This window comes from Spirillospora sp. CA-294931 (genome assembly GCF_050946795.1).
Lineage (GTDB): Bacteria > Actinomycetota > Actinomycetes > Streptosporangiales > Streptosporangiaceae > Spirillospora.
In genome coordinates, this window is record NZ_CP192006.1 from 5,551,714 (window position 1) to 5,571,225 (window position 19,512).

The following is a 19,512-nucleotide window of genomic DNA, read 5'->3' on the forward strand; positions in this document are numbered from 1 at the left end:
TTAACTCCCTCGATAGGTCGAGTAGGCGAACGGGCTGAGCAGCAGCGGCACGTGGTGGTGGCGCGCGGGGTCGGTGACCGTGAACGCCACGGCGACCTCGGGGTAGAAGTCCGAGAGCGCCGCGGTGTCGAAGGTCAGCCGGTGCACCCCGGCGACCAGCGCCGCGCCCCACTCCCCGATGCGCCCGTCGCCGTCGGTGCGGGCGCGGGCCAGCTCGCGCCAGCTCCCGTCGCCGTCCCGTAGTTCCCACCGTACGGCCAGGTCAGGGGCCGGTAACCCGCGCGCCGCGTCAAGGACGTGCGTCGACAGCGTCATGCCGCTCCCCCGTCTCCGGCGGCCAGCCTGGTCAGCCTCAGCGCCACGATCCTGCCCAGCTCGGCGCGGACGACGTCCCGCTCGGCGTCCGGCGTGTTGCGCAGCCGCGAGTGCAGGCGGTCGAGCATCTCCTCGGCGGACAGGCCGGTCGCGCAGACCAGGTAGACGTGGCCGAACCGCGCCTCGTAGGCCAGGTTGCCCTCGACCAGGGCGTCCCGGAGCCCCGCCGCGGCCCGGTCCATGCCGGACTGCTCCTGCCGCGACCAGGCCGACTCCCGGTCCTCGCCGGCGACGCGCTCGCCGATGCGGGGGTGGGCGGCCAGCGCCTCCAGGACGCCGTCCCAGCCGAGGCGGTGCAGTTCGGCGGCGCCCATGAGGCGCAGCGTGGCCGCGTCGGGGTAGGGCCTGCCGGCCGCCATCCCCGTCACCCAGCGCCCGGAGGCGCAGCAGGCCAGCAGCTCGGCCTCCGCCTCCGCCGGAGGGAGCCCGTTGAATCGGTCCAGCGCGGTCATCGGCACATCCACCCTCGTTCCGGTCGGTTGTTCTGAAGTACACACAGCCTGCCCCGAGGCGGTCGAGAGACAGGAAGTCCGAACTGTGCCCGCCCCGGACCTCGACATTTCGTGCGTTACTCCAACGGGGTTCCAGGTGAACGATGGGTTAACCTCGCCCGGCGAAGGGCCTGAGCAGGGCCCCTTCACGGAAGGGCGACGATCATGAGGCTCCGCTCGCTGCTCACCGTCTCCGAGCCCCCGTTGGAGATCATCACCGGCCGGGAGCGGCTCGACCGGCCGATCCGCTGGGTCGTCACCACCGACATGATCGATCCCAGCCGCTACCTCAGCGGCGACGAACTGGTGCTGACCGGGCTGGTATGGCGGACGGGCCCGGACGACTCGGAGGCCTTCGTCCGGTCGCTGGCCGGGGCCCGGGTGTCGGCGCTGGCCGCCTGGGACGCCGAGGCCGGGACGGTCCCCGCCGATCTGGTCGACTCGTGCCGCCGCCACGGGCTGCCGCTGTTCCGGGTGCCCGAGGACGTGGCGTTCGCGACCGTCACCGAGGCGGTCGTGCGGCACCTGTCGTCCGCGCGGGCGGCCGATCTGACCGCCGTGCTGGACCGGCACCGCCGCCTGGTCGCCGGGGCCCGCGAGGGAGAGGGCCTGGACTCGGTGCTCGACCTGGTCGGCCGCGACCTCGGCATGCGCTGCTGGGTGCTGACCCCGGCGGGACGCGTGGTCGCCGGGCCGCGCCCGCTGCCCGCGGAGCTCGACCCGGCCGGGCTGGCGCGCGTCTTCCTGACCGCGCCCCGGCTGCCGCACCGGCTCCGCTCCCCCGAGGTGTCGATCTTCCCGGTCACCGAGGGCACCGGGTCGCGGGTCGCCGACTGGTTCGTGGTGTGCGAGGGCGACTGGCAGGACTGGCCCGAGGAGCGGCGCGGGCTCGCCGGCGAGCTGGCCGCGATCGTGGCGCTGGAGCGGGCCCGCTCCGACGACCGGCTGAGCGTCGCGGGACGGCTGGCCCAGGAGCTGGTGGGGCTGGTCGTGGCCGGGGCGCCGGCCGAGGAGATCCTGCCCCGGCTGGAGCTCACCGGCCTTCCCGTCATGGCCTCGTTCGTGGCGGTCGCGGCCTGCGCGCGCGGCACCGGGCGGGGCGACCCGCGTCCCGGCGAGCTGCGGACGCTGCTCGGCGAGGCGCTGCCGGGCCCGCGCCCGGTGGTGGGGCTGCTGGACGACGAGGCGATCGCGCTGGTTCCGGTGCCGCCGGAGTCCGGGCGCGACGTGGCGGGCGAGGTCGGCCGCGTGCTGGGGAGGCTGGCGCCCGGCCTCACCGGCGGCGGGCTCGCGGTCGGCGTCAGCGATGTCGTCGCCGCGGGCGAGCTGCGCGGGGCGGTGGAGGAGGCCCGCTACGCCCGCCGCCTGGCCGCCGGACGCACCGACCCCGTCTGCGTCGTCGGACACAACGAACTCGCCACCCACGTCCTCCTGCTCGCCAGCGTCCCCGACGACGTCCGCCACATGTTCCGCATGCGCCTCCTAGACCCCCTACGCACCTACGACGACGTCCACAACGCCGACCTCATCCTCACCCTCGAAACCTTCCTCCAAAACTCCGGCTCCTGGACCCGCTGCGCCCAACAACTCCACCTCCACGTCAACTCCGTCCGCTACCGCATCCAACGCATCCAAGAACTCACCGCACGCGACCTATCCAGACTCGAAGACCGCGTCGACTTCTTCCTCGCCCTCCGCCTGCGCTGAGGCCGCGCCCCGCTTCAGCGGTGCTCGGGGTTCTCGAAGTCGAAGCGGCAGCCCGCCTCCCACTCCGAGCGCTGGTTGCCGTGCGCGGGGATGCCCCCGGCGTCCTTGAGCATCCGCGCGACGTGCAGCAGGTTCCAGGTCATGAACGTGGTGTTGCGGTTGGTGAAGTCGTTCTCCGGCCCGCCCGAGCCCTCGTCGAGGTAGGAGGGGCCCGGGCCCGCCTCGCCGATCCACCCGGCGTCGCCCTGCGGCGGGATCGTGTAGCCCAGGTGCTGGAGGCTGTAGAGGATGTTCATCGCGCAGTGCTTGAGGCCGTCCTCGTTCCCGGTGATGAGGCAGCCGCCCGCCTTGCCGTAGTAGGCGTACTGGCCGCGCTCGTTGAGCACCGAGGAGTTGGCGTAGAGCCGCTCGATGACGGTCTTGGTCACCGAGCCGTTGTCGCCCAGCCAGATGGGCCCGGCCAGCACGAGGATGTCGGCGGCCATCACCCGCTCCTGGAGGGCGGGCCACTCGTCGCTCGCCCAGCCGTGCTCGGTCATGTCCGGCCACACGCCGGTGGCGATGTCGTGGTCGACCGCGCGGAACTGGTCGACGCCGACGCCCTGCTTCTCCATGATGCGGGCGCTGACGTCGACCAGCCCCTGCGTGTTGCTCCGCTCGGGAGAGCGCTTGAGCGTGCAGTTGACGAACAACGCGCGCAGATCGTCGTATCGCGGGCTCATCGCGCCGCCCCTCTCCGGAGGATGTCCTGGTCAGAACCGATCCCTACCCAGGTTTCGGCGCGCGGACCTCGGTCAGGCGGTGTCGGGGCGCAGCAGGCCGCGCTGGTAGGCGCGGGCCAGGCGGCGGGGGACCCGGACCTCCCGGCCGTCCACGGTGACGGGAACGAGATCGGGGGCGCTCGCCTTCCACTGGGAGCGGCGAGAACGGGTGTTGCTGCGCGAAGTCCTGCGCTTGGGAACGGCCACGGGATTCACCTCTCTGCTGGATGACGTGTCATGATACTGGAAACGGTTTTCATTTTCACACAGGAGGTCATCCATGTCGGTCCCCGTGGTGCTGGTGGCCGGGCTGCACGGCCCGGCCCGCACCGCCGTCGTCGACCGCCTGCTGCGCGAGCGTCCCGGCGCCCTGGCGATCCACCACGACCTCTGCTCGATCACGGCGGGCAGCCTGCTGCGGGTCGTCCGGGACGCCGGCGGAGAGCGCGAGCAGGCCGTGGTGCGCCTGGCCCACGGCTGCGTGACCTGCGCGGTCCGCCTCGACCTGGTCCCCGAGCTGCTCCGGCTCGCCGGGCACGCGCCGCTGCTGATCGTCGACCTGTGGGACTCGGTCGAGCCCCGCACGGTCGCCGAGGCCCTGGACGCCGAGGCGGCGGACGAGCTGCGCATCGCACAGGTGATCACCGCGCTGGACGCCGAGCTGACCCCGGTGGACGTCTGCCGGGGGGAGCCGCTGGCCGAGGTCGGCAAGCCCGGCGCCGCCGGAGACCGGCGCTACCTGGCCGAGGTGCTGGTCCGCCAGATCGAGTACGCGACCGTCCTGGCGCTGCCCGAGGTGCTGCCCGCCCCGCTGCCCGAGGCCGACCCCGAGAACGTGGCGCTCTGCCGCGAGCTGCTGGGCCATCTCGCGCCGCTGACGCCGGTCGTCGGGCCGGACGAACGGCTGCCCGCGATCGGCGAGGCCGGGCTGTGCACGTTCGAGCTCGCCGCCCGGGTCGATCCCGCGACGGCGCAGCTGCCGCCGGAGACCGCCACCGGCGAGGTGGAGACCGTGATCTGGAGGCGCACCGGCCCGCTGCACCCCGAGCGGTTCTTCGACGCCGCCGACACCCTCGCCATCGAGTCGGTCCGCAGCCGGGGGCGCTTCTGGCTGGCCAACCGTCCCGACCGGATGCTGGCCTGGGACGCCGTCGCGGGCGTCGTCACCGTCGAGGACGCCGGTCCCTGGCTGGCCGCCCTGCCGGAGGCCGCCTGGGAGCTGGTCGCGCCCGTCCGCCGGACGGCGGCGACCCTCGACTGGTCGGCCGAGCACGGCGACCGCGTCCAGCACCTGGTCTTCACCGGTGCCGAGCTGGACCGGGACCGGATCCACGCGCTGCTGGACTCCTGCCTGATGACGCCCGGAGAGTCCCTGGCCGGCATCGACGACCCGTTCGCCCCGATCCTCGATCTCAAGGAGGCCGTGTGAGCCCCGCCCCGTCCCGCCGTCCCGAGCGCCGCCGCAAGGCCAACCCGCTGCACGGGGTGAGCTACGTCGACTACAAGGACGTCGAGCTGCTGCGCCGGTTCATCTCCGACCGGGGCAAGATCCGCAGCCGCCGCGTCACCGGCGTCACCGTCCACCAGCAGCGGCAGCTCGCCCGGGCCATCAAGAACGCCCGCGAGATGGCGCTGCTCCCCTACGGCTCCCGCCAGGGTGGTCAGCGCTCGATGTAGCCGAACAGGAACGCGGCGATCCGCCGGATCTGGATCTCCTCCGAGCCCTCGGTGATGCGGTAGCGGCGGTGGTGGCGGTAGATGTGCTCGAACGGCTTGTGCCGCGTGTAGCCGATGCCGCCGTGCACCTGGATGGCCTGGTCGGCGGCCTGGCAGACCAGGCGGTTGGCGCGGTAGTTGCACATCGAGACGCGGTCGCCGAGCTCGGTCGGCGCGGCGGCGCGGTCGAGCCGCCACGCCGTCTCGCGCACCAGGCCGCGCACCAGCTCGGCCTCGGTGTGCAGCTCGGCCAGGGGCCACTGGATCGCCTGCTGGGAGGCCAGGGGCTTGCCGAAGACCCGGCGGCCGCGCGCGTAGGCGACGCTCTCGTCCACGCAGAACTGGGCGGCGCCGACACCCGAGGCGGCCTGCCTGATGCGGTTCTCGTGGACGAAGTGCTGGGCCACCACCAGCCCCTCGCCCTCGCCGCCCAGGATCGCCGAGGCGGGGACGCGGACGTCGCGCAGCTCGACCTCGGCGTGGTCGGTGGGCATGTTGAACGTCCAGTGGAACATGCCCACCTCGAAGCCCGAGGTGCCGGTCGGGACGAGGAACGCGCTGATGCCCCGGGCCGAGCCCGGCTCGCCGGACGTGCGGGCGAAGATCAGGTCGTCGGTGGCGCTGTGCAGGCCGCTGTTGAACCGCTTGGTGCCGTTGATGACGTAGTCGCCGCCGTCGCGCGCGGCGGCGGTCTCCAGCCAGGTGGCGTCGCTGCCGTGCCCGGGCTCGGTCAGGCCGAAGGCGACGCGGCGGGTGCCGTCGAGCATGGCGTCCAGGTACTCGGCCTTCTGCTCGGGCGTCCCGAAGGCGTGCACGAGCTGGACGACGGGGAAGTTGCCGACCACCGACGCCTCGTTCTGCAGGTCGTTGTGCAGCCCGAGCCCCTTGTGCGCCAGGTGCTCGCGGATGACCGCCATGGCGAGGTTGGTGCCGTCGCTCCCGCCCAGCTCGGCGGGCAGCGCGTAGCGGTAGAACCCGGCCGCGTCGGCGCGGCGGCACATCTCCGTCAGCAGTTCCTCCCACTCCGGGTGCGGGGTGCCACCGGCGTCCCAGTCGGTGCGCGCCCATTCCCGGCGGTGGTCGAAGAACCGGATGTTCTCCTCCTCCAGCGGCTTGATCTCGCGCTCGACGAAGGCGTCGAGCGCGGCCAGGAACTCGGTGATCTCGGCGGGGATGTCGAAGTCCATGCGTCCTCCTGCGTCAGGCGGGCGAGCGGAGATGGCCGGGGCTGGCGACCGCGAGCCGGTCGGTCACCGAGGCCCGCACGGCCCCGATGACCTCGGGCGCGGCGGCGTCGAGCGTCCCGGCGCGGATCGCGCGGGCGAGGTCGGCGTCGGAGGCCGCGCCGAGGGCGGCCAGACGGCGGCGGTGGGCCTGACGGTGGGCGGGGCCGAGGAGCATCTCGCGGCGCGCGACGCGCAGCAGGTTGGCCGCGACCAGGGCGTGGAAGCGCAGCCGCTCGTCCCCGGCGGCGCGGACGTCGGCGGCCAGGAACTCCCCCACGGCCTCCAGCAGCCCGTGCGCGCCGGGCCGGTCGTGCGGGGCGGGCGGGACGTCGGCGGTGCCGTCGAGCACGTCGGGGACGGGAGCGGGCGCGGGGTGCCCGAGCGCGAGCAAGAGGTCGTGCTCCTGCTCGCAGACGCGGCGTCCGAGCGCCGCGAGCTCGATGGACGGCTCGGCGCCCGACAGGTGCCGTTCGGCCTGGAAGCGGCACAGGACCGTCCAGCGAAGGGTCCCGTATACCTCCCACCAGCGCAGCCGCGCGGCGTCCGGACGCCGTCCGCCGCCCTGTTCGTAGCCGTCCAGGAGCTCCTCGCGGGACCCGAGGCCGCCCACCGGGTGGGGCGAGCCGAACCGCCACGCCTTCACGCAGAGCCACCCGAGGTCTTCGGCGGGGTCGCCGGTGTGGACGAGCTCCCAGTCCAGGACGCCCCGGACGCCGTCCGGCGCGACCAGCAGGTTGCCGAGCCGGAAGTCGCCGTGCACCACGGCCGGGGGCACCGGCGGCGGGCGGTGGTCGCGCAGCCAGCGCAGGCCGAGCTCGACGGCGGGACGCGGGTCGCCGAGCCCGTCGTACAGCGCGGTGAGCCCGGCGAGGGGGTCGCCGCCGTCGAGGCCGGGCACCCGGCCCGCCGGGATCGCGTGGATCGCGGCGAGCAGCCGCCCGAGCTCGGCGGCGAGCCCGGACCTGACCCCGGCGAACCGCTCGTCGCGCAGCAGCCTGCGCGGGATCGTCTCGCCGTCCAGGCGCTCCTGGAGCAGGTAGGGAACCGGGATCGCACCGGTGCCGTCGCCCGCGTCCAGGACCTCGGGGACCGGGACGCCCGCCGCCCGCGCCGCCGTGAAGGCCGCCGCCTCCACGGGCAGGCCCGCGCCGATCCGGGTCTGGTCCGGCGACTCGCAGCGCAGGATCAGGCCGCGGCCCGCCGCGTCGAACGACCAGGTCTCGCGGCTGGCGCCGCCGGGCAGCCGCCGGAGCCCGGTCACCTCGGCGCCACCGCCCCACAGCTCGCGCAGCCGCGCCGTCAGGGGGGCGCTCAGTTCGTCCGGGGTCATCGGCACTCCTCGCGCTGACCGGCGTCCGGGCGATCACCGTATGCCCCGGCCGAACCCCGTTCAACTACCCCAGGTCGAACCTCGGCGCGGACGCCGACAGCAGCGCGGTGCGCGGCGTCACGGGCCAGACCCGGGCCAGCTCGTCGGCGACGACCGCGACGAGCTCGGCCACGTCGGCGGCGGCCGAGTCGTGCATCCCCTCGGTGACGACCAGGATCGAGGAGGTCGCCGGGCGGACGGCCGAGCGGCCGCTCTGGCGGTTGGTCCAGCGGCGGGCGTGGGCGTTCCCCGCCTCGTCGGCGAAGATCACCTCGCCGGGCTCGGGCCGCTCGGTCGCGCCCCCGAAGGTCAGGTACTCCTCGTCGCCCCGGGCCGTGCGCACCTCGAGGCTCCCGGCGACCTCCGCGACGTCGAAGACGCCCACGGGGATCGCGAACGCCACCGACACCGCGTTGCACAGGTCGATGACCGGATGGATCCGGGGCAGGGTCCCCTCCTTGCGGAACCGCCGCAGCAGCGACTCCGAGGCGCAGCGGTATTGGGTGGCCTTCAGGCCCATCGAGGTGAACGTGCGGCGCCAGGCCCGGATCTCGGGGAACTCGGCCTCGGGCCCGTCCGCGAGGCGCGTCCGGGCGATGGAGCCGAACTTCTCGACCTGGGCGTCGACCGAGGCGTCGCCGGTGACCCCCGAGGCGTGCACGACGCCCGCCGCCAGGCCGGGGTACCGCGACCAGATCTCGTCGGAATGCTGGAAGCGCATGGGGGTCCTATCGGGCGGAGAAGGCGAGCTTGGCGCCGAGGGTGACGAAGGAACCGGCGAAGACCCGGCGCATCCAGGTCATGACCCGGGGCCGCGAGGTCACCTGGCCGCGCACCGAGGCGGCCAGGACGCCGTATCCGGCGAAGACGACGAACGTGGCGAGCATGAAGACCGCGCTCAGCTCCAGCATCCGCAGGACCGAGCCCGGCTGCCCCGGCGTGACGAACTGCGGCAGGAAGGCCAGGAAGAACATGGTGAGCTTGGGGTTCAGGATGTTGATCAGCACGCCGGTCAGCACCACGCGGGACGCCGGGCGCGGTGCCTGGTCGTCGTCCACGACCAGGGCGTCCTTGTCGCGGAGCGTGGCCCAGGCCATGTAGAGCAGGTACGCGACGCCGAGGTACTTCAGGGTCTGGAACGCCACGGCGCTGGTGTGCAGCAGGGCCGCCGCGCCGGTGATCGTCGCCACCAGGTGCGGGACGATGCCGAGCGTGCAGCCGAACGCGGCGACGACGCTGGCGCGGCGTCCCCGCGACAGGCCCGCCGCCAGGGTGTAGACGGTCCCCGTTCCGGGGGTGGCGACCACGATCAGCGTGGTCACCAGGAATGCGATGCTCAAGGTGGTCTCCTGCGAATTTCGGAAGGTCTCTTCCTCACCAGCAACCCTGGTGCCACTATGGCCTGGTGAACAGGTCCAATATGGAGGCAAGCGACAGGGCCATAACTCCGGGCGCCGACTTCCTCCAACTGGACGTCGCCGAGGCCCCGTCCGGCGGCCGCGCGGACTGGCTGGCCGGACGGCTCCGCGAGGCCATCGCCGCGGGACGGCTCCCCGTCGGCTCCCGGCTTCCCGCCAGCCGCGTGCTGGCCGCCGATCTGCGCGTCTCGCGCGGCGTGGTGACCGAGGCGTACCAGCGCCTGGCTGAGGAGGGCCACGTCGCCGGGCGCGGCCGGGGCGGCACGGTCGTGGTCGGCGCCCCGGTGACGGCGCCGCCCGCCCCGCCCGCGGCCCGCCCGGCGGGCGCCCTGTTCGCCGGGCCGCCCACCACCGAGATCTTCGACGCCCTGCGCACGGCGCCCGCCCGCATCGACCTCACCCCCGGCCTGCCCGACCTGGCGGCCTTCCCCCGGACGGCCTGGCTGCGCGCCGAGCGCGCCGTGCTCGCGCGCCTGTCGGCCCCCGACTTCGGCTACGGCGACCCGCGCGGGACGCCCGCCCTGCGCGTGGCCGTCGCGAACTGGCTGGCCCGCAACCGGGGCGTCCGGGCCGAGCCCGACGAGATCGTCATCGTCGCGGGCACCGCCCAGGCGCTCGGGCTGCTGTGCCACGTCCTGCGCGAGGACGGCGTCTCGACCGTGGCGGTGGAGGAACCCGGTTCGCTGGGCGTCCGCCAGCATCTGCGCAACGGCGGGATGGCCACGCCGCCCGTCCCGGTCGACGAGCAGGGCGTCCGGGTCGACCGGCTGGAGGCCCCGGCCGTCCTGCTCACCCCCGCGCACCAGTTCCCGACCGGAGTGGTGCTCGGCGGCGACCGGCGCCGCGCGCTGGCGCGCTGGGCCGAGGCGGGCGGCCTGGTCATCGAGGACGACTACGACGCCGAGCACCGCTACGACCGCCCGCCCGTCCCCGCGCTGCGGGCCCTGCTGGCCGAGCGGGTCTGCTACGCCGGGAGCGTCTCCAAGCTGCTGGCCCCCGCCCTGCGGACCGGCTGGACGCTCGTCCCGTCCCGGTACCGCGACGCGCTGGTGGCCGCCAAGCGCTTCGCCGACCTCGGCAACCCCGTCCTGCCCCAGCTGGTCCTGGCCCACCTCATGGAGTCGGGAGCCCTGGAACGGCATCTGCGCCTGCTGCGGCGCCGCCACCGGCGGCGCCGCGACGCGATGATCGAGGCGATCGCGTCCGTGCTCCCCGGCGCCCACGTCCACGGCGCGGCGGCGGGCCTGCACCTCACCGTCACCTTCGACACCGCCTTCGACGACACGGCCCTGGCCGCCGAGGCCCTCACTCGGGGCGTTAAGGTGCAGCCCCTGTCGTGGCACCGCCAGTCACCGGGCGAACCGGGCCTCGTCCTCGGCTACGCCGCCACCACCCCCACCGAGATCGCCGAGGGAATCGCCACCCTCGCCGGAATCCTCAAATGAGCCGCCAGGTGTACCGCTACGTGGGTCCCGCCGAGATCGCCGACGCGCTCCCGCCCGGCTCCGGCGGGCACGCGATCGGCTCCCCGTCCGCCCTCGCCGCCTGGGCGGCCGCCACGGACCTGGCCGAACCGTTCACGTTCGTCGTCGGCCTGGACGGCGTGCTGCGCCTGGCCCCCCGGCGCAGCGAGCACGTCGCGTGCGCCGGGGGCGGCCCCGTCCTGGGCGCGGGCGAGATCACCCTCGCCCGCGACGGCGCCGGGTGGGCCGTGACCGAGATCAGCAACCAGTCGACCGGCTACTGCCCGGACCCCGGCTGCTGGCCCGAGGTGGCCGCCGCGCTCGACCGCGCGGGCCTGGCCCGTCCCGGCGGCTTCACCCAGCCCTTCGTCTTCCGCCGGTGCCCCGGCTGCGGCGAGCGCAACCTGGTGAAGGACGCCGACTTCACCTGCGCCCTGTGCGAAGCCGACCTGCCGTCCGAGTGGAACTTCGCCTAGCCGCGCTCAACCGGTGGCGGGGTGGTTCGTCGCGCCCTCCCACATGCGCAGGTAGGTCTCGGCTCCGTTGGCCATGTCCTGGACGAGCTCGTCGCCGACCGAGAGCCGCATGTCCTCGATCCAGTCGGGCACCAGGCCGTAGTTGGCGACGCCGTCGACGTTGAGGTCCCAGGTGCGCTGCCCGGTGCGCAGCCGGTCGAGCGTGACGCTGCCGTCGAAGGAGGCGAAGGGGTACTTCACCTGGCTTCCGTCGCGCGGCGAGGGGAGGTGGCCGAAGCCGTTGGCGTCCAGGCCGTAGCCGTAGCCGAACGGGCCCTGGCCGCCGTGGGCCTTCTTGGCCTGCCGCCAGCCCTCGGCGAACTGGTCGGCCTTGTGGCCGTACCCGGTGACCATGCCGCCCAGGCGGTAGATCCTCGGGAGGAAGGTCGGGTCGCTCCAGCCGTGGGAGGAGATGACGCCCGGGTAGCGGGCCTCCTCAAGGATCTTGAGGGTCTCGTCGGCGGCCTTGACGCTCATGTGGTCGAGTTCGACGATCATGCCGCGCTTCATCATGCCCCTGACCATGTGGGCGCCGAGGTCGGTCAGGCCCTTGACGTTGCAGTGCGGTGCGGGCGGGTAGCCGATCGACAGGCCCTTGGGCAGCGAGAGCCTCTCGCGCAGCGCCTCGGGCAGGGTCAGCGACGGCTCGATCGGGTTGTCGTGGGCCGCGCCGGTGCAGGTCCTGGCCTGCCACAGGCTCTTGGTGCTGAGGAAGTTGCCGAGGTTGACGATGACCCCGGCGGTGCCGCTGTCGAAGCGGACGCCGCACAGCGCGTTGTCGAACTTGTGGCAGACGAACATGCTCCGGACGCCGAGGGCCTTCATCTCGTCCAGGCCCTTGTCGATCTGCGCCCGGGTGCAGTGCGGGATCCCGAGCGTCTGGCGGCAGCCGAACGGCTCGGACTGCTCGATGCCCGGGACGACCGCGAGCTTGCCCTGACCGATGACCTGCCTGGCCTCGGCGGGTGTGCTCACGATGCGGAACCACCCCTTGCCGGGACCGCCGTGCTTGGCGTCGATGAACGCCTGCATGTCGCGGGCGTGCTTGGCCTCGATGCGGATGGTCTGCTGCTCGTCGCAAGGGTTCTTCTTGAGCGGGTAGACGTCGCACAGGACGCGGTTGGCGACCAGCTGGTCGACCAGGATCCGCTGGCCGCCGCGCCACGAACGCTCCAGCCACTCGTAGTAGACCTGCTGGTGGGTCAGGGAGTTGTAGGCGGGCCAGTCCTTGAACGTCGGGTAGCCCTGGGTCGCGTGGGTCCCGAACGGCGACCCGTTCTTCATGAAGTTCTCCAGCAGCGCGCCCTCGCCGTTGGGCTGGTGGTCGTCGCAGTCCCTGAGGGCCTGCTCGATCCCGTCGGGGTCGAAGGGCTTGCCGCAGATGATGCGCCCGCCCAGGTTCTCGTGCCCTTCGGCGTGGGTGTGGGCGTCCACGAACCCGCGGACGGGCACGGCGGCGGCGGCCGACCGCGCGGTCCCGGACGGCTGGGCCGCGGCGTTGCCGACCATGAGGCAGGCGGCGGCCGCCGCGAGCGCGACGGCGAGGGGACGGGTCGTTCTCGGGAATCGCATCGTTGCCACCTGTGGGGGGGACGGGGGTGGTCAGGATCGGAGGCGGAGCTGGTCGCGCAGCCAGTGGAAGGACGCCTTCGGCGTGCGGCGCTGGGTCGTGAAGTCGACATGGACGAGCCCGAAGCGCTGGTGGTAGCCCTCGGACCACTCGAAGTTGTCCAGCAGCGACCAGACGAAGTAGCCGCGCACGTCGACGCCCTCCTCGATGGCCCGGTGGACGGCCCGCAGATGGCCGTCCAGGAACGCGATGCGGTCGGGGTCGTCGACCGTGCCGTCGGGGCCGACGGCGTCGTCGGCCGAGCAGCCGTTCTCGGTGATCACGAGCGGCGGCAGCGCGGCGCCGTAGCGGTCCCGCATGCCGACCAGCAGCTCGCGCAGCCCGTCGGGGACGACGGGCCAGCCGAACGCCGTGACCGGGGTGCCCTCGATCGGGACGTCGACGAACGGCAGCCCCAGGCCGTCGAGTTCCGGTCCCGCCTCGCTGAGCCCGGACGGCCCCTCGCCCCCGCCGCGGCCGGGGGCGGCGACCCTGACCGGGTTGTAGTAGTTCACTCCGAGGGCGTCGAGGGGCGCGGCGATGGCGTCCAGGTCGCCGTCGCGGACCCCGGGCACGGCGTCCACGCCGAAGGCGGTGAGGTCGGGGTAGCGGCCGAGCAGGAGGGGGTCGGTGAACAGCCGGTTGTGCAGGGCGTCGTAGGCGCGGACGGCCGCCGCGTCCTCCGGGGAGCCGCTCGCGGCCCACACCGGCGCGTGGTTGTTGGTCAGCGCGATCGGGGACGTGGTCCGCTCGCGCAGGGCGGCGACGGCGAGCCCGTGCCCGAGCAGTTGGTGGTGGGCGGCGGGAAGCGAGTCGAGCAGCAGCGTCTCGCCCGGCGCGTGCACGCCGAGGCTGTGACCGTAGGTCAGGTGGACGAACGGCTCGTTGAGGGTGATCCAGAGCGCGATCCTGTCGCCCAGGCGGTCGGCGACCAGGCCCGCGTACTCGGCGAACCGGTGGGCGGTGTCGCGGTGCATCCAGCCGCCGGCGTCCTGGAGGGCCTGCGGCAGGTCCCAGTGGTAGAGGGTGAGCGCGGGCGCGATGCCCCGGTCGAGCAGGCCGTCGACCAGCGCCTCGTAGAAGTCCAGGCCGCGCGGGTCGGCGCGGCCCGTCCCGTCGGGCTGGACCCTCGTCCAGGCGACCGAGAAGCGGTAGCCGTTCGCGCCGAGGGCGCTCATCAGCTCCAGGTCCTCGGGCCAGCGGTGGTAGTGGTCGCACGCCCGGTCGCCGGTGTGCCCGTCGCGGACGCGGCCGGGCTCGGCGCAGAAGGTGTCCCAGATGGACGGGCCCCGCCCGTCCTCCCGCACCGCGCCCTCGATCTGGTACGCCGCCGTCGCCGTGCCGAACAGGAAGCCTTCGGGGAACGCGGGCAGGGGGTCCATCGGCACGCCTCCGGCTGGGAGCGGACGGGTGCGGTCACCATAGAACATGAACACCGTTCACGTTAAGGGTGTGGACGAAGAAACTCTGGCTCACCGGCGCGCGCGGCGGCACATCCGTCGTTCACCGGAACGGTGAATTTACGACTTCCCGTCCTTTTCCAGAGGAGAACAACGGCCAGGAACGCCACAAAACGTTCGGTCTCTTGTCATTTAGCGCGGCTAGGCACTGGTAAACCGTCGTGCCACACTCCCTTAGCGATTGCCTGCTCCCCCATGTCAGCCTCCGGCAGTTTCTTCACCAAGGAGACTCATGCGTTCCGAACGACGCCAGAAGCACTGGCGCACCACCGCCATGGTCGCGAGCTCGGCAGGGGTCATCACCGCGGGAATGGCCGCGGTCGTCCCCACCAGCGCCTCGGCCGACCCCGCCTTCCAGGCTCCCGTCCCCTGCGGTCAGCGCTGGACCACCTCGACCCACAGCGGGCACGCCGACGCCGACATGCTGGACATGATCTCCACCGACGGCGTCACGCGCGGCAAGCCGGTGCTCGCCTCCGCCGGCGGCCGGGTCACCGTGTCGACCTTCTCCAACAGCGGTGGCAACATGATCGTCATCGACCACGGAGGCGGCTGGCAGACCCGCTACCTGCACCTGGACAGCCGCGCGGTCGGTGTGGGCGTCGACGTGGGCACGGGCAGGCAGATCGGCGCCGCCGGCACCACCGGCGCCTCCAGCGGCCCCCACCTGCACTTCGAGCAGAAGCTCAACGGCGCCGTCGTGCAGGCCCGGTTCAACGGGTCGCTCGTCCCGCGCGCGTGGAGCTACAACCAGGTGTTCGTCACCAGCAACAACTGCGGCGGGACGCCCGGCAAGTACTGGGTCGACACCCACGCCGACGCCCCCGGCCACAGCTCCCCCGGCGGCACGCGGACCGGGACGCTCAACAAGGGCACCAACTACGTCTACTGCCGCGTCTGGGGCCCCAAGGTCCAGGTCGGCAGCGACTACAACCACTGGTGGATGAAGACCGACCTGGACTCCGGAAACCCGTGGCAGAACCAGTACGTCTCGGCCTACTACCTGTCGCGCTGGGGCAACGACGTCGCCAAGGACAACAACGGCAACGACCTGCCCAACTGCTGATCCCGGCTCCCCCGGCCCCTCCCGGAAGGCACCTCCAGTGAAACGCCTCGACCGGCGTCAGCGCGCGCTCGTCCTCTCCTCGGCCACCGCCTTGGCCGGAGCGCTGTGCAGCGTCATCGTGACCGCCCCCGCCTCGGCGGGCGCGCGTCCCGACTTCCTCCTGCCCTTCCCGTGCCAGTCGGTCATCGAGATCAAGACCTACCGAGGGCACAACCCCGACGACAAGAAGATGGACATGTACCGCCAGGGCATGCCCAGCGGAAGCCCGATCCTGGCGGCGGCCGACGGCTACGTCCACGAGTCGTTCGCCCCCGGAGGCATCGAGATCCGGCACGGCGGCGGCTGGTTCACCACGTACATGCACATGGCGACCCGCGTGCCCACCGGCACCTGGGTCAAGCGCGGCCAGCAGGTCGGCACCATGGGCTCGGTGGGGACCCAGTACCCGCACCTGCACCATGAGCAGCTCTACAACCCCAACAGCGACCAGAACGCCGACAACCAGCACATCGTCAACCCCGTGATCCAGGGCGAGGGGCCGCTCGTCCTGCATCCCGACCGGCCGCTGACCCGGACCAGCTCCAACTGCTCCGGCGATCCCGGCCCCGGCAAGTACAACGTGGACACCCACGCCGACGCCCCCGGACACAGCACGCCCGGAGGCACCCGGACCGGGACGCTCAACAAGGGCACCAACTACGTCTACTGCCGCGTCTGGGGCCCCAAGGTCCAGGTCGGCAGCGACTACAACCACTGGTGGATGAAGACCGACCTGGACTCCGGAAACCCCTGGCAGAACCAGTACGTCTCCGCCTACTACCTCGCCCGCTGGGGCAACGACATCGCCAAGGACAACAACGGCAACGACCTGCCGAACTGCTGACGGCGGGCCGTGGGCCCGGAAATGCAAACCATTTCCGGGCCCGCGCCATTTCCGCGGCGATGAACCTTCGCCGGCCCCGGTGCGTATCGCTCCGTGGGTGAGGAATTATGACCACGCTGGACGACAGGGAGGGCGCGGACGGCGGGCCGGACCGTTTCCTGGCGGGCCTGGAGGACGACTGCGCCCGGTGCGGCGGTTCGGGCCGGGTGGTGAACGACGCCTGGCGGGCCTGGCACGAGCGGGCCGACGAACTGGTCAGGGTGGCGCAGGCGGTGCGGCGCGCGGCCGAGCTGAACGCGCCCGACCGCGAGAACGCCGCGCGGCAGTGCCAGGAGCACGAACCGGAGATCGTCAGGGCCATCGACCGGACGATCGACGACCATGTGCGGGCCCGTCCGGCCGACCCCGAGCGGGTGGGGTGCGCGGCGTGCCGCGGATCGGGCCGGGTTCTCAGCCCGGCCGGGCTGCGGCTGGTGGAGTTCCTGCGGCGGCACGGGTTCGTCCGCGACCGGTGATCAGGCCCGCGAGCGCGCCCCGACGGCCAGCGCGGTGAGCCGGGTCAGCAGCCGCCGCTCGCCGTCGCCCGACCAGACCCAGTGGCGCGCGGCGGGCCACACATAGCTGGGCGAGCCGTCCCGGAACAGGTCGGCGACCCGGGGTTCGCCCAGGGACGCGGCCGCGAACTCGTAGAGACCGGCCAGCCGGGGCGCGATCACGCCGTAGTCGAGGGCGCGCGGCACCGGGCCCTCGGCCGCCATGAGGTCCTCGACCGTGACCCCCGTCAGCGGGTACCGCTCGGGGAAGGCGCGCCGCAGGTCGAGGAAGAGGCCGACCGAGCCGTGGCGGGGGTCGGCGAGCCGGGGCCCGAGGGCCGAGAAGCGGCCGAGCGCGAGCCTCGGCGCCGCCACCAGGGCGTGCGCGTACAGCACCCGCACCAGGGCGACGTTCATCATGAAGCGCTCGGCGGGCAGCTCGTCCTCGGCATGGGCGCGGCTGCCCAGGTATCCGGCCACGACGCTGGCGTTGTGCGCCCGGTACCAGGCCGAGGGCGAGGGGTCTCGGACGAACCGCGTCCACAGCTCGACGGGCCGCGAGGACGGCTCGCCCCGGCGCCCGCCGCACAGCAGCGCGGCCTCGGCCTTGTCGCGCAGCATCCGATCGCTGACCGCGCGCCACCAAGGGCTCCCGGGAGGCGTCGCCCCGGGCGGGTTCAGGACACCCCGGCCCACCAGCCACCGCAGGAAGCTCAGCTCCGCCCGGCCGTAGCCCGCCAGCGGGCCGTGCGCGGGGTAGTACCCGGCGGCAAGGCGGAGCCGCCGGCCGGTCGAGCCGCCCGCCGGCCGGACCTGTTCGCGCGCCGCGCTTTCAACGTCGTCCATGGATCTCCCCGCCCGATTCTCCCCGAATCTCCCGGTTGCCCGGACAGGAGGGGTCCTATCCCGCCCGGCGGGGGACGCGCACGAGCCGGTCGCGCAGCTCGCGGGTGTGCCTGCGGCTCACCGGCAGGCGGGCCCCGCCCACCCGGACCGTGCAGCGGCCGGAGTCGACGCGCAGCTCGTCCACGTGCTGGAGCGCCACCAGGTAGCCGCGGTGGACGCGGACGAACCCGAGATCACGCCAGCGCTCCTCCAGGGACGCCAGCGAGATGCGCACCAGATGGCTGCCGCCGAGCGTGTGCAGGCGCGCGTAGTCGCCCCTGGCCTCGACGAACAGGACGTCCGAGCGGGCGACGAACCGGGTCACCCCGCCCAGCTCGACGGGCACCTGGTCGCGGCTCGCGGCGGGCCCGGCCGTCAGCGGCTCGGCCACCCGCCGGATCGCCTCGGCCAGCCGCTCGGGACGGACGGGCTTGAGCAGGTAGTCGGCGGCCTCGATCGCGAAGGCGTCCACCGCGTGGTCGTCGTAGGCGGTCACGTAGACGATGCGCGGCGGGCGGGCGAACCGGGCCAGCAGGCGGCCGAGGACGACGCCGTCCAGGCCCGGCATCCGGATGTCGAGGAAGACCGCGTCGATCGGGTGGTCCTCGGCCAGCGCGCGGTCGACGCGGCGCAGCGCGGCGGCACCGTCGCGGGCGGTCTGCAGGACGCCGACGCGGGGGTCGGCGCGCAGCAGGAACGCCAGATCGTCGAGCACGGGCAGCTCGTCGTCGACCGCCAGCACGCGAAGGCCAGGCACCGCGCCTCCCTGAGATCTCCCTGACGGCGCCCCCTCCTTTCAAAATGGACACGGGCGCGCGGAGTTGTCAAGGCGCACTTACCGCCACCCCGGGGTGGTCCTTGGGCACGCGGAGCGTCACCTTCGTGCCCGCGCCCACGGCGGTCTCGACGGCCAGGCCGTACTCCTCGCCGTACACTTGCCGCATCCGCAGATCGACGTTCGCCAGGCCGATCCCGACCGGGTCGCCGGTCTCCTCGCCGTCCTCGCCCGCCAGGGCGCGCCGCAGCCGCTCGGGGTCGATGCCGACGCCGTCGTCGGCCACGCTGATCACGCACTCCGTCCCGGCGTCCTCGGCGACGATCGTGACCCGGCCGCGTCCCGGACGGTCCTGGAGCCCGTGCCGGACGGCGTTCTCCACCAGCGGTTGCAGGCACAGGAAGGGCACCGCCACGTGCAGGGCCTCGGGCGCGATCCGCAGCGTGACCCGCAGATGGTCGCCGAACCGGGCGCGCTGGAGCAGCAGGTAGCGGTCGATCGAGCGCAGCTCCTCCGCGAGGGTCGTGAACGCGCCGTGCCGCCGGAAGGAGTACCGGGTGAAGTCGGCGAACTCCAGCAGCAGCTCGCGCGCCCGCTCGGGGTCGGTGCGGACGAAGGAGGCGATCGTGGTCAGCGAGTTGTAGACGAAGTGCGGGGAGATCTGCGCGCGCAGCGCGCGGATCTCCGCCTCGGCCAGGCGGGTCCTGGACCGGTCGAGGTCGGCCAGTTCCAGCTGCGTTTCGGTCCAGCGGCCCAACTCCTGGACGGCGCGCACCAGCGCGGCGGGGACGCGCTCGGCATAGGCGGCCAGGCTTCCGGCCGTCCGGCCGTCGACGGTCAGCGGGACGACGACCGCCCGGCGGACCGGGCAGCCCTCCGTCCGGCAGGTGACCGTGAGCACCGAGGCGCGGCCGCGTCGCAGCGCCTCACCTGCGTGTTCGACGGCGTGCCCGGCGTGGTGGTCGCCCGCGCCGTCCCAGGCCAGCAGCCGCTCCCCGTCGGTCACGGCCGCGGCCGCCGCTCCGAGCAGCGCGCGCAGGTGCGGCGCGGCCCGGCGCGCGGTGTCGTCACCGAGCCCGCCGCGCAGCGCGGGCGCCGCCAGCGAGGCGGTGTGCAGCGTCTGGAACGTGGCCCGCGCGGGCGGCCCCGGGCGCCGTCCGAGCACGACCCACAGCACCGCCCCCATGACGCCGGCCCCGCCCAGTGCCACCGACCCGATCACGAGCGGGCTCAGGTCCATGACCGCCACCGTAGCCCGCT

21 protein-coding genes are annotated in these 19,512 nt (G+C 73.5%); 8 read left to right on the forward strand and 13 right to left on the reverse strand.

Translation table 11 applies throughout. The annotated features are described in order from the left end of the window. Together uraH and uraD are read right to left on the reverse strand one after the other, a co-directional pair. Positions 1-315, reverse strand: coding sequence for a hydroxyisourate hydrolase (gene uraH, locus ACQPY4_RS25110; RefSeq protein ID WP_433324644.1), 315 nt, complete (start codon positions 313-315; stop codon positions 1-3). Then, entirely contained in the window at positions 312-827 is a 516-nt protein-coding gene (uraD, locus tag ACQPY4_RS25115; RefSeq protein ID WP_433324646.1) for a 2-oxo-4-hydroxy-4-carboxy-5-ureidoimidazoline decarboxylase, read from the reverse strand. The genes uraH and uraD overlap by 4 nt, the downstream gene beginning before the upstream one ends. A gap of 204 nt (positions 828-1,031) precedes the next feature. Between uraD and ACQPY4_RS25120 the strand changes: the two genes are divergently transcribed. After that, the gene (locus ACQPY4_RS25120; protein ID WP_433324648.1) at positions 1,032-2,573 is read left to right on the forward strand and encodes a PucR family transcriptional regulator; all 1,542 of its coding nucleotides are present in this window, start codon (positions 1,032-1,034) and stop codon (positions 2,571-2,573) included. Positions 2,574-2,587: 14 nt separating this feature from the next. Here the strand turns inward: ACQPY4_RS25120 and ACQPY4_RS25125 are convergent, their stop codons facing one another. Next, positions 2,588-3,295, reverse strand: a complete 708-nt coding sequence (locus ACQPY4_RS25125) for a flavodoxin family protein (protein ID WP_433324650.1) — start codon at positions 3,293-3,295, stop codon at positions 2,588-2,590. Between the two features lie 72 nt (positions 3,296-3,367). After that, positions 3,368-3,541, reverse strand: coding sequence for a 50S ribosomal protein L32 (gene rpmF, locus ACQPY4_RS25130; protein ID WP_433324652.1), 174 nt, complete (start codon positions 3,539-3,541; stop codon positions 3,368-3,370). A 73-nt stretch (positions 3,542-3,614) separates the two neighbouring features. On the opposite strand from rpmF, the gene ACQPY4_RS25135 reads away from it, so the two are divergent. After that, positions 3,615-4,763 carry a CobW family GTP-binding protein gene (locus ACQPY4_RS25135; protein WP_433324654.1) on the forward strand — a complete coding sequence of 383 codons (1,149 nt, stop codon included), beginning with the start codon at positions 3,615-3,617 and terminating at the stop codon, positions 4,761-4,763. Next, a complete protein-coding gene (gene rpsR / locus ACQPY4_RS25140; protein ID WP_433324656.1) occupies positions 4,760-5,011 on the forward strand; it encodes a 30S ribosomal protein S18 in 252 nt (83 codons plus the stop codon). The genes ACQPY4_RS25135 and rpsR overlap by 4 nt, the downstream gene beginning before the upstream one ends. On the opposite strand, the gene ACQPY4_RS25145 is transcribed toward rpsR, so the two are convergent. The 4 genes from ACQPY4_RS25145 to ACQPY4_RS25160 all read right to left on the reverse strand — a co-directional run bounded on the left by ACQPY4_RS25145 (position 4,996) and on the right by ACQPY4_RS25160 (position 8,985). Beyond that, positions 4,996-6,237, reverse strand: a complete 1,242-nt coding sequence (locus ACQPY4_RS25145) for an acyl-CoA dehydrogenase family protein (protein ID WP_433324658.1) — start codon at positions 6,235-6,237, stop codon at positions 4,996-4,998. The genes rpsR and ACQPY4_RS25145 overlap by 16 nt on opposite strands. 13 nt (positions 6,238-6,250) lie before the next feature. Next, a complete protein-coding gene (locus tag ACQPY4_RS25150) occupies positions 6,251-7,606 on the reverse strand; it encodes a phosphotransferase family protein (protein WP_433324660.1) in 1,356 nt (451 codons plus the stop codon). Positions 7,607-7,670: 64 nt separating this feature from the next. Beyond that, entirely contained in the window at positions 7,671-8,366 is a 696-nt protein-coding gene (locus ACQPY4_RS25155; protein ID WP_433324662.1) for a B3/B4 domain-containing protein, read from the reverse strand. Between the two features lie 7 nt (positions 8,367-8,373). After that, a complete protein-coding gene (locus ACQPY4_RS25160) occupies positions 8,374-8,985 on the reverse strand; it encodes a LysE family translocator (protein ID WP_433324664.1) in 612 nt (203 codons plus the stop codon). Between the two features lie 65 nt (positions 8,986-9,050). Between ACQPY4_RS25160 and ACQPY4_RS25165 the strand changes: the two genes are divergently transcribed. Next, on the forward strand, positions 9,051-10,508 hold the full coding sequence (locus tag ACQPY4_RS25165) for a PLP-dependent aminotransferase family protein (protein ID WP_433324666.1): 1,458 nt from the start codon (positions 9,051-9,053) through the stop codon (positions 10,506-10,508). Beyond that, positions 10,505-11,002, forward strand: coding sequence for a hypothetical protein (locus ACQPY4_RS25170; protein ID WP_433324668.1), 498 nt, complete (start codon positions 10,505-10,507; stop codon positions 11,000-11,002). Before ACQPY4_RS25165 ends, ACQPY4_RS25170 begins: the two co-directional genes overlap by 4 nt. A gap of 6 nt (positions 11,003-11,008) precedes the next feature. Here ACQPY4_RS25170 and ACQPY4_RS25175 read toward each other — a convergent pair whose 3' ends face one another. Both ACQPY4_RS25175 and ACQPY4_RS25180 read right to left on the reverse strand, forming a co-directional pair. Then, the gene (locus ACQPY4_RS25175) at positions 11,009-12,613 is read right to left on the reverse strand and encodes a Coagulation factor 5/8 type domain-containing protein (RefSeq protein WP_433324670.1); all 1,605 of its coding nucleotides are present in this window, start codon (positions 12,611-12,613) and stop codon (positions 11,009-11,011) included. A gap of 30 nt (positions 12,614-12,643) precedes the next feature. Beyond that, the gene (locus ACQPY4_RS25180; RefSeq protein ID WP_433324672.1) at positions 12,644-14,032 is read right to left on the reverse strand and encodes a glycoside hydrolase family 1 protein; all 1,389 of its coding nucleotides are present in this window, start codon (positions 14,030-14,032) and stop codon (positions 12,644-12,646) included. A gap of 310 nt (positions 14,033-14,342) precedes the next feature. Here ACQPY4_RS25180 and ACQPY4_RS25185 point away from each other — a divergent pair, with 310 nt between their 5' ends. The 3 genes from ACQPY4_RS25185 (at position 14,343) to ACQPY4_RS25195 (ending at position 16,574) form a co-directional block, all read left to right on the forward strand. After that, positions 14,343-15,176, forward strand: a complete 834-nt coding sequence (locus ACQPY4_RS25185) for a M23 family metallopeptidase (protein ID WP_433324674.1) — start codon at positions 14,343-14,345, stop codon at positions 15,174-15,176. Between the two features lie 37 nt (positions 15,177-15,213). Continuing rightward, positions 15,214-16,059, forward strand: a complete 846-nt coding sequence (locus ACQPY4_RS25190; RefSeq protein ID WP_433324676.1) for a M23 family metallopeptidase — start codon at positions 15,214-15,216, stop codon at positions 16,057-16,059. A gap of 107 nt (positions 16,060-16,166) precedes the next feature. Then, the gene (locus ACQPY4_RS25195) at positions 16,167-16,574 is read left to right on the forward strand and encodes a hypothetical protein (RefSeq protein WP_433324678.1); all 408 of its coding nucleotides are present in this window, start codon (positions 16,167-16,169) and stop codon (positions 16,572-16,574) included. Here the strand turns inward: ACQPY4_RS25195 and ACQPY4_RS25200 are convergent, their stop codons facing one another. The 3 genes from ACQPY4_RS25200 to ACQPY4_RS25210 form a co-directional block, all read right to left on the reverse strand. Then, on the reverse strand, positions 16,575-17,438 hold the full coding sequence (locus tag ACQPY4_RS25200) for a hypothetical protein (protein WP_433324680.1): 864 nt from the start codon (positions 17,436-17,438) through the stop codon (positions 16,575-16,577). A 55-nt stretch (positions 17,439-17,493) separates the two neighbouring features. Next, a complete protein-coding gene (locus tag ACQPY4_RS25205; protein WP_433324682.1) occupies positions 17,494-18,234 on the reverse strand; it encodes a LytR/AlgR family response regulator transcription factor in 741 nt (246 codons plus the stop codon). Positions 18,235-18,301: 67 nt separating this feature from the next. After that, positions 18,302-19,492 (reverse strand): sensor histidine kinase, encoded by a 1,191-nt coding sequence (locus ACQPY4_RS25210; RefSeq protein ID WP_433324684.1) that lies wholly within the window; start codon positions 19,490-19,492, stop codon positions 18,302-18,304. Positions 19,493-19,512 lie beyond the last annotated feature (20 nt).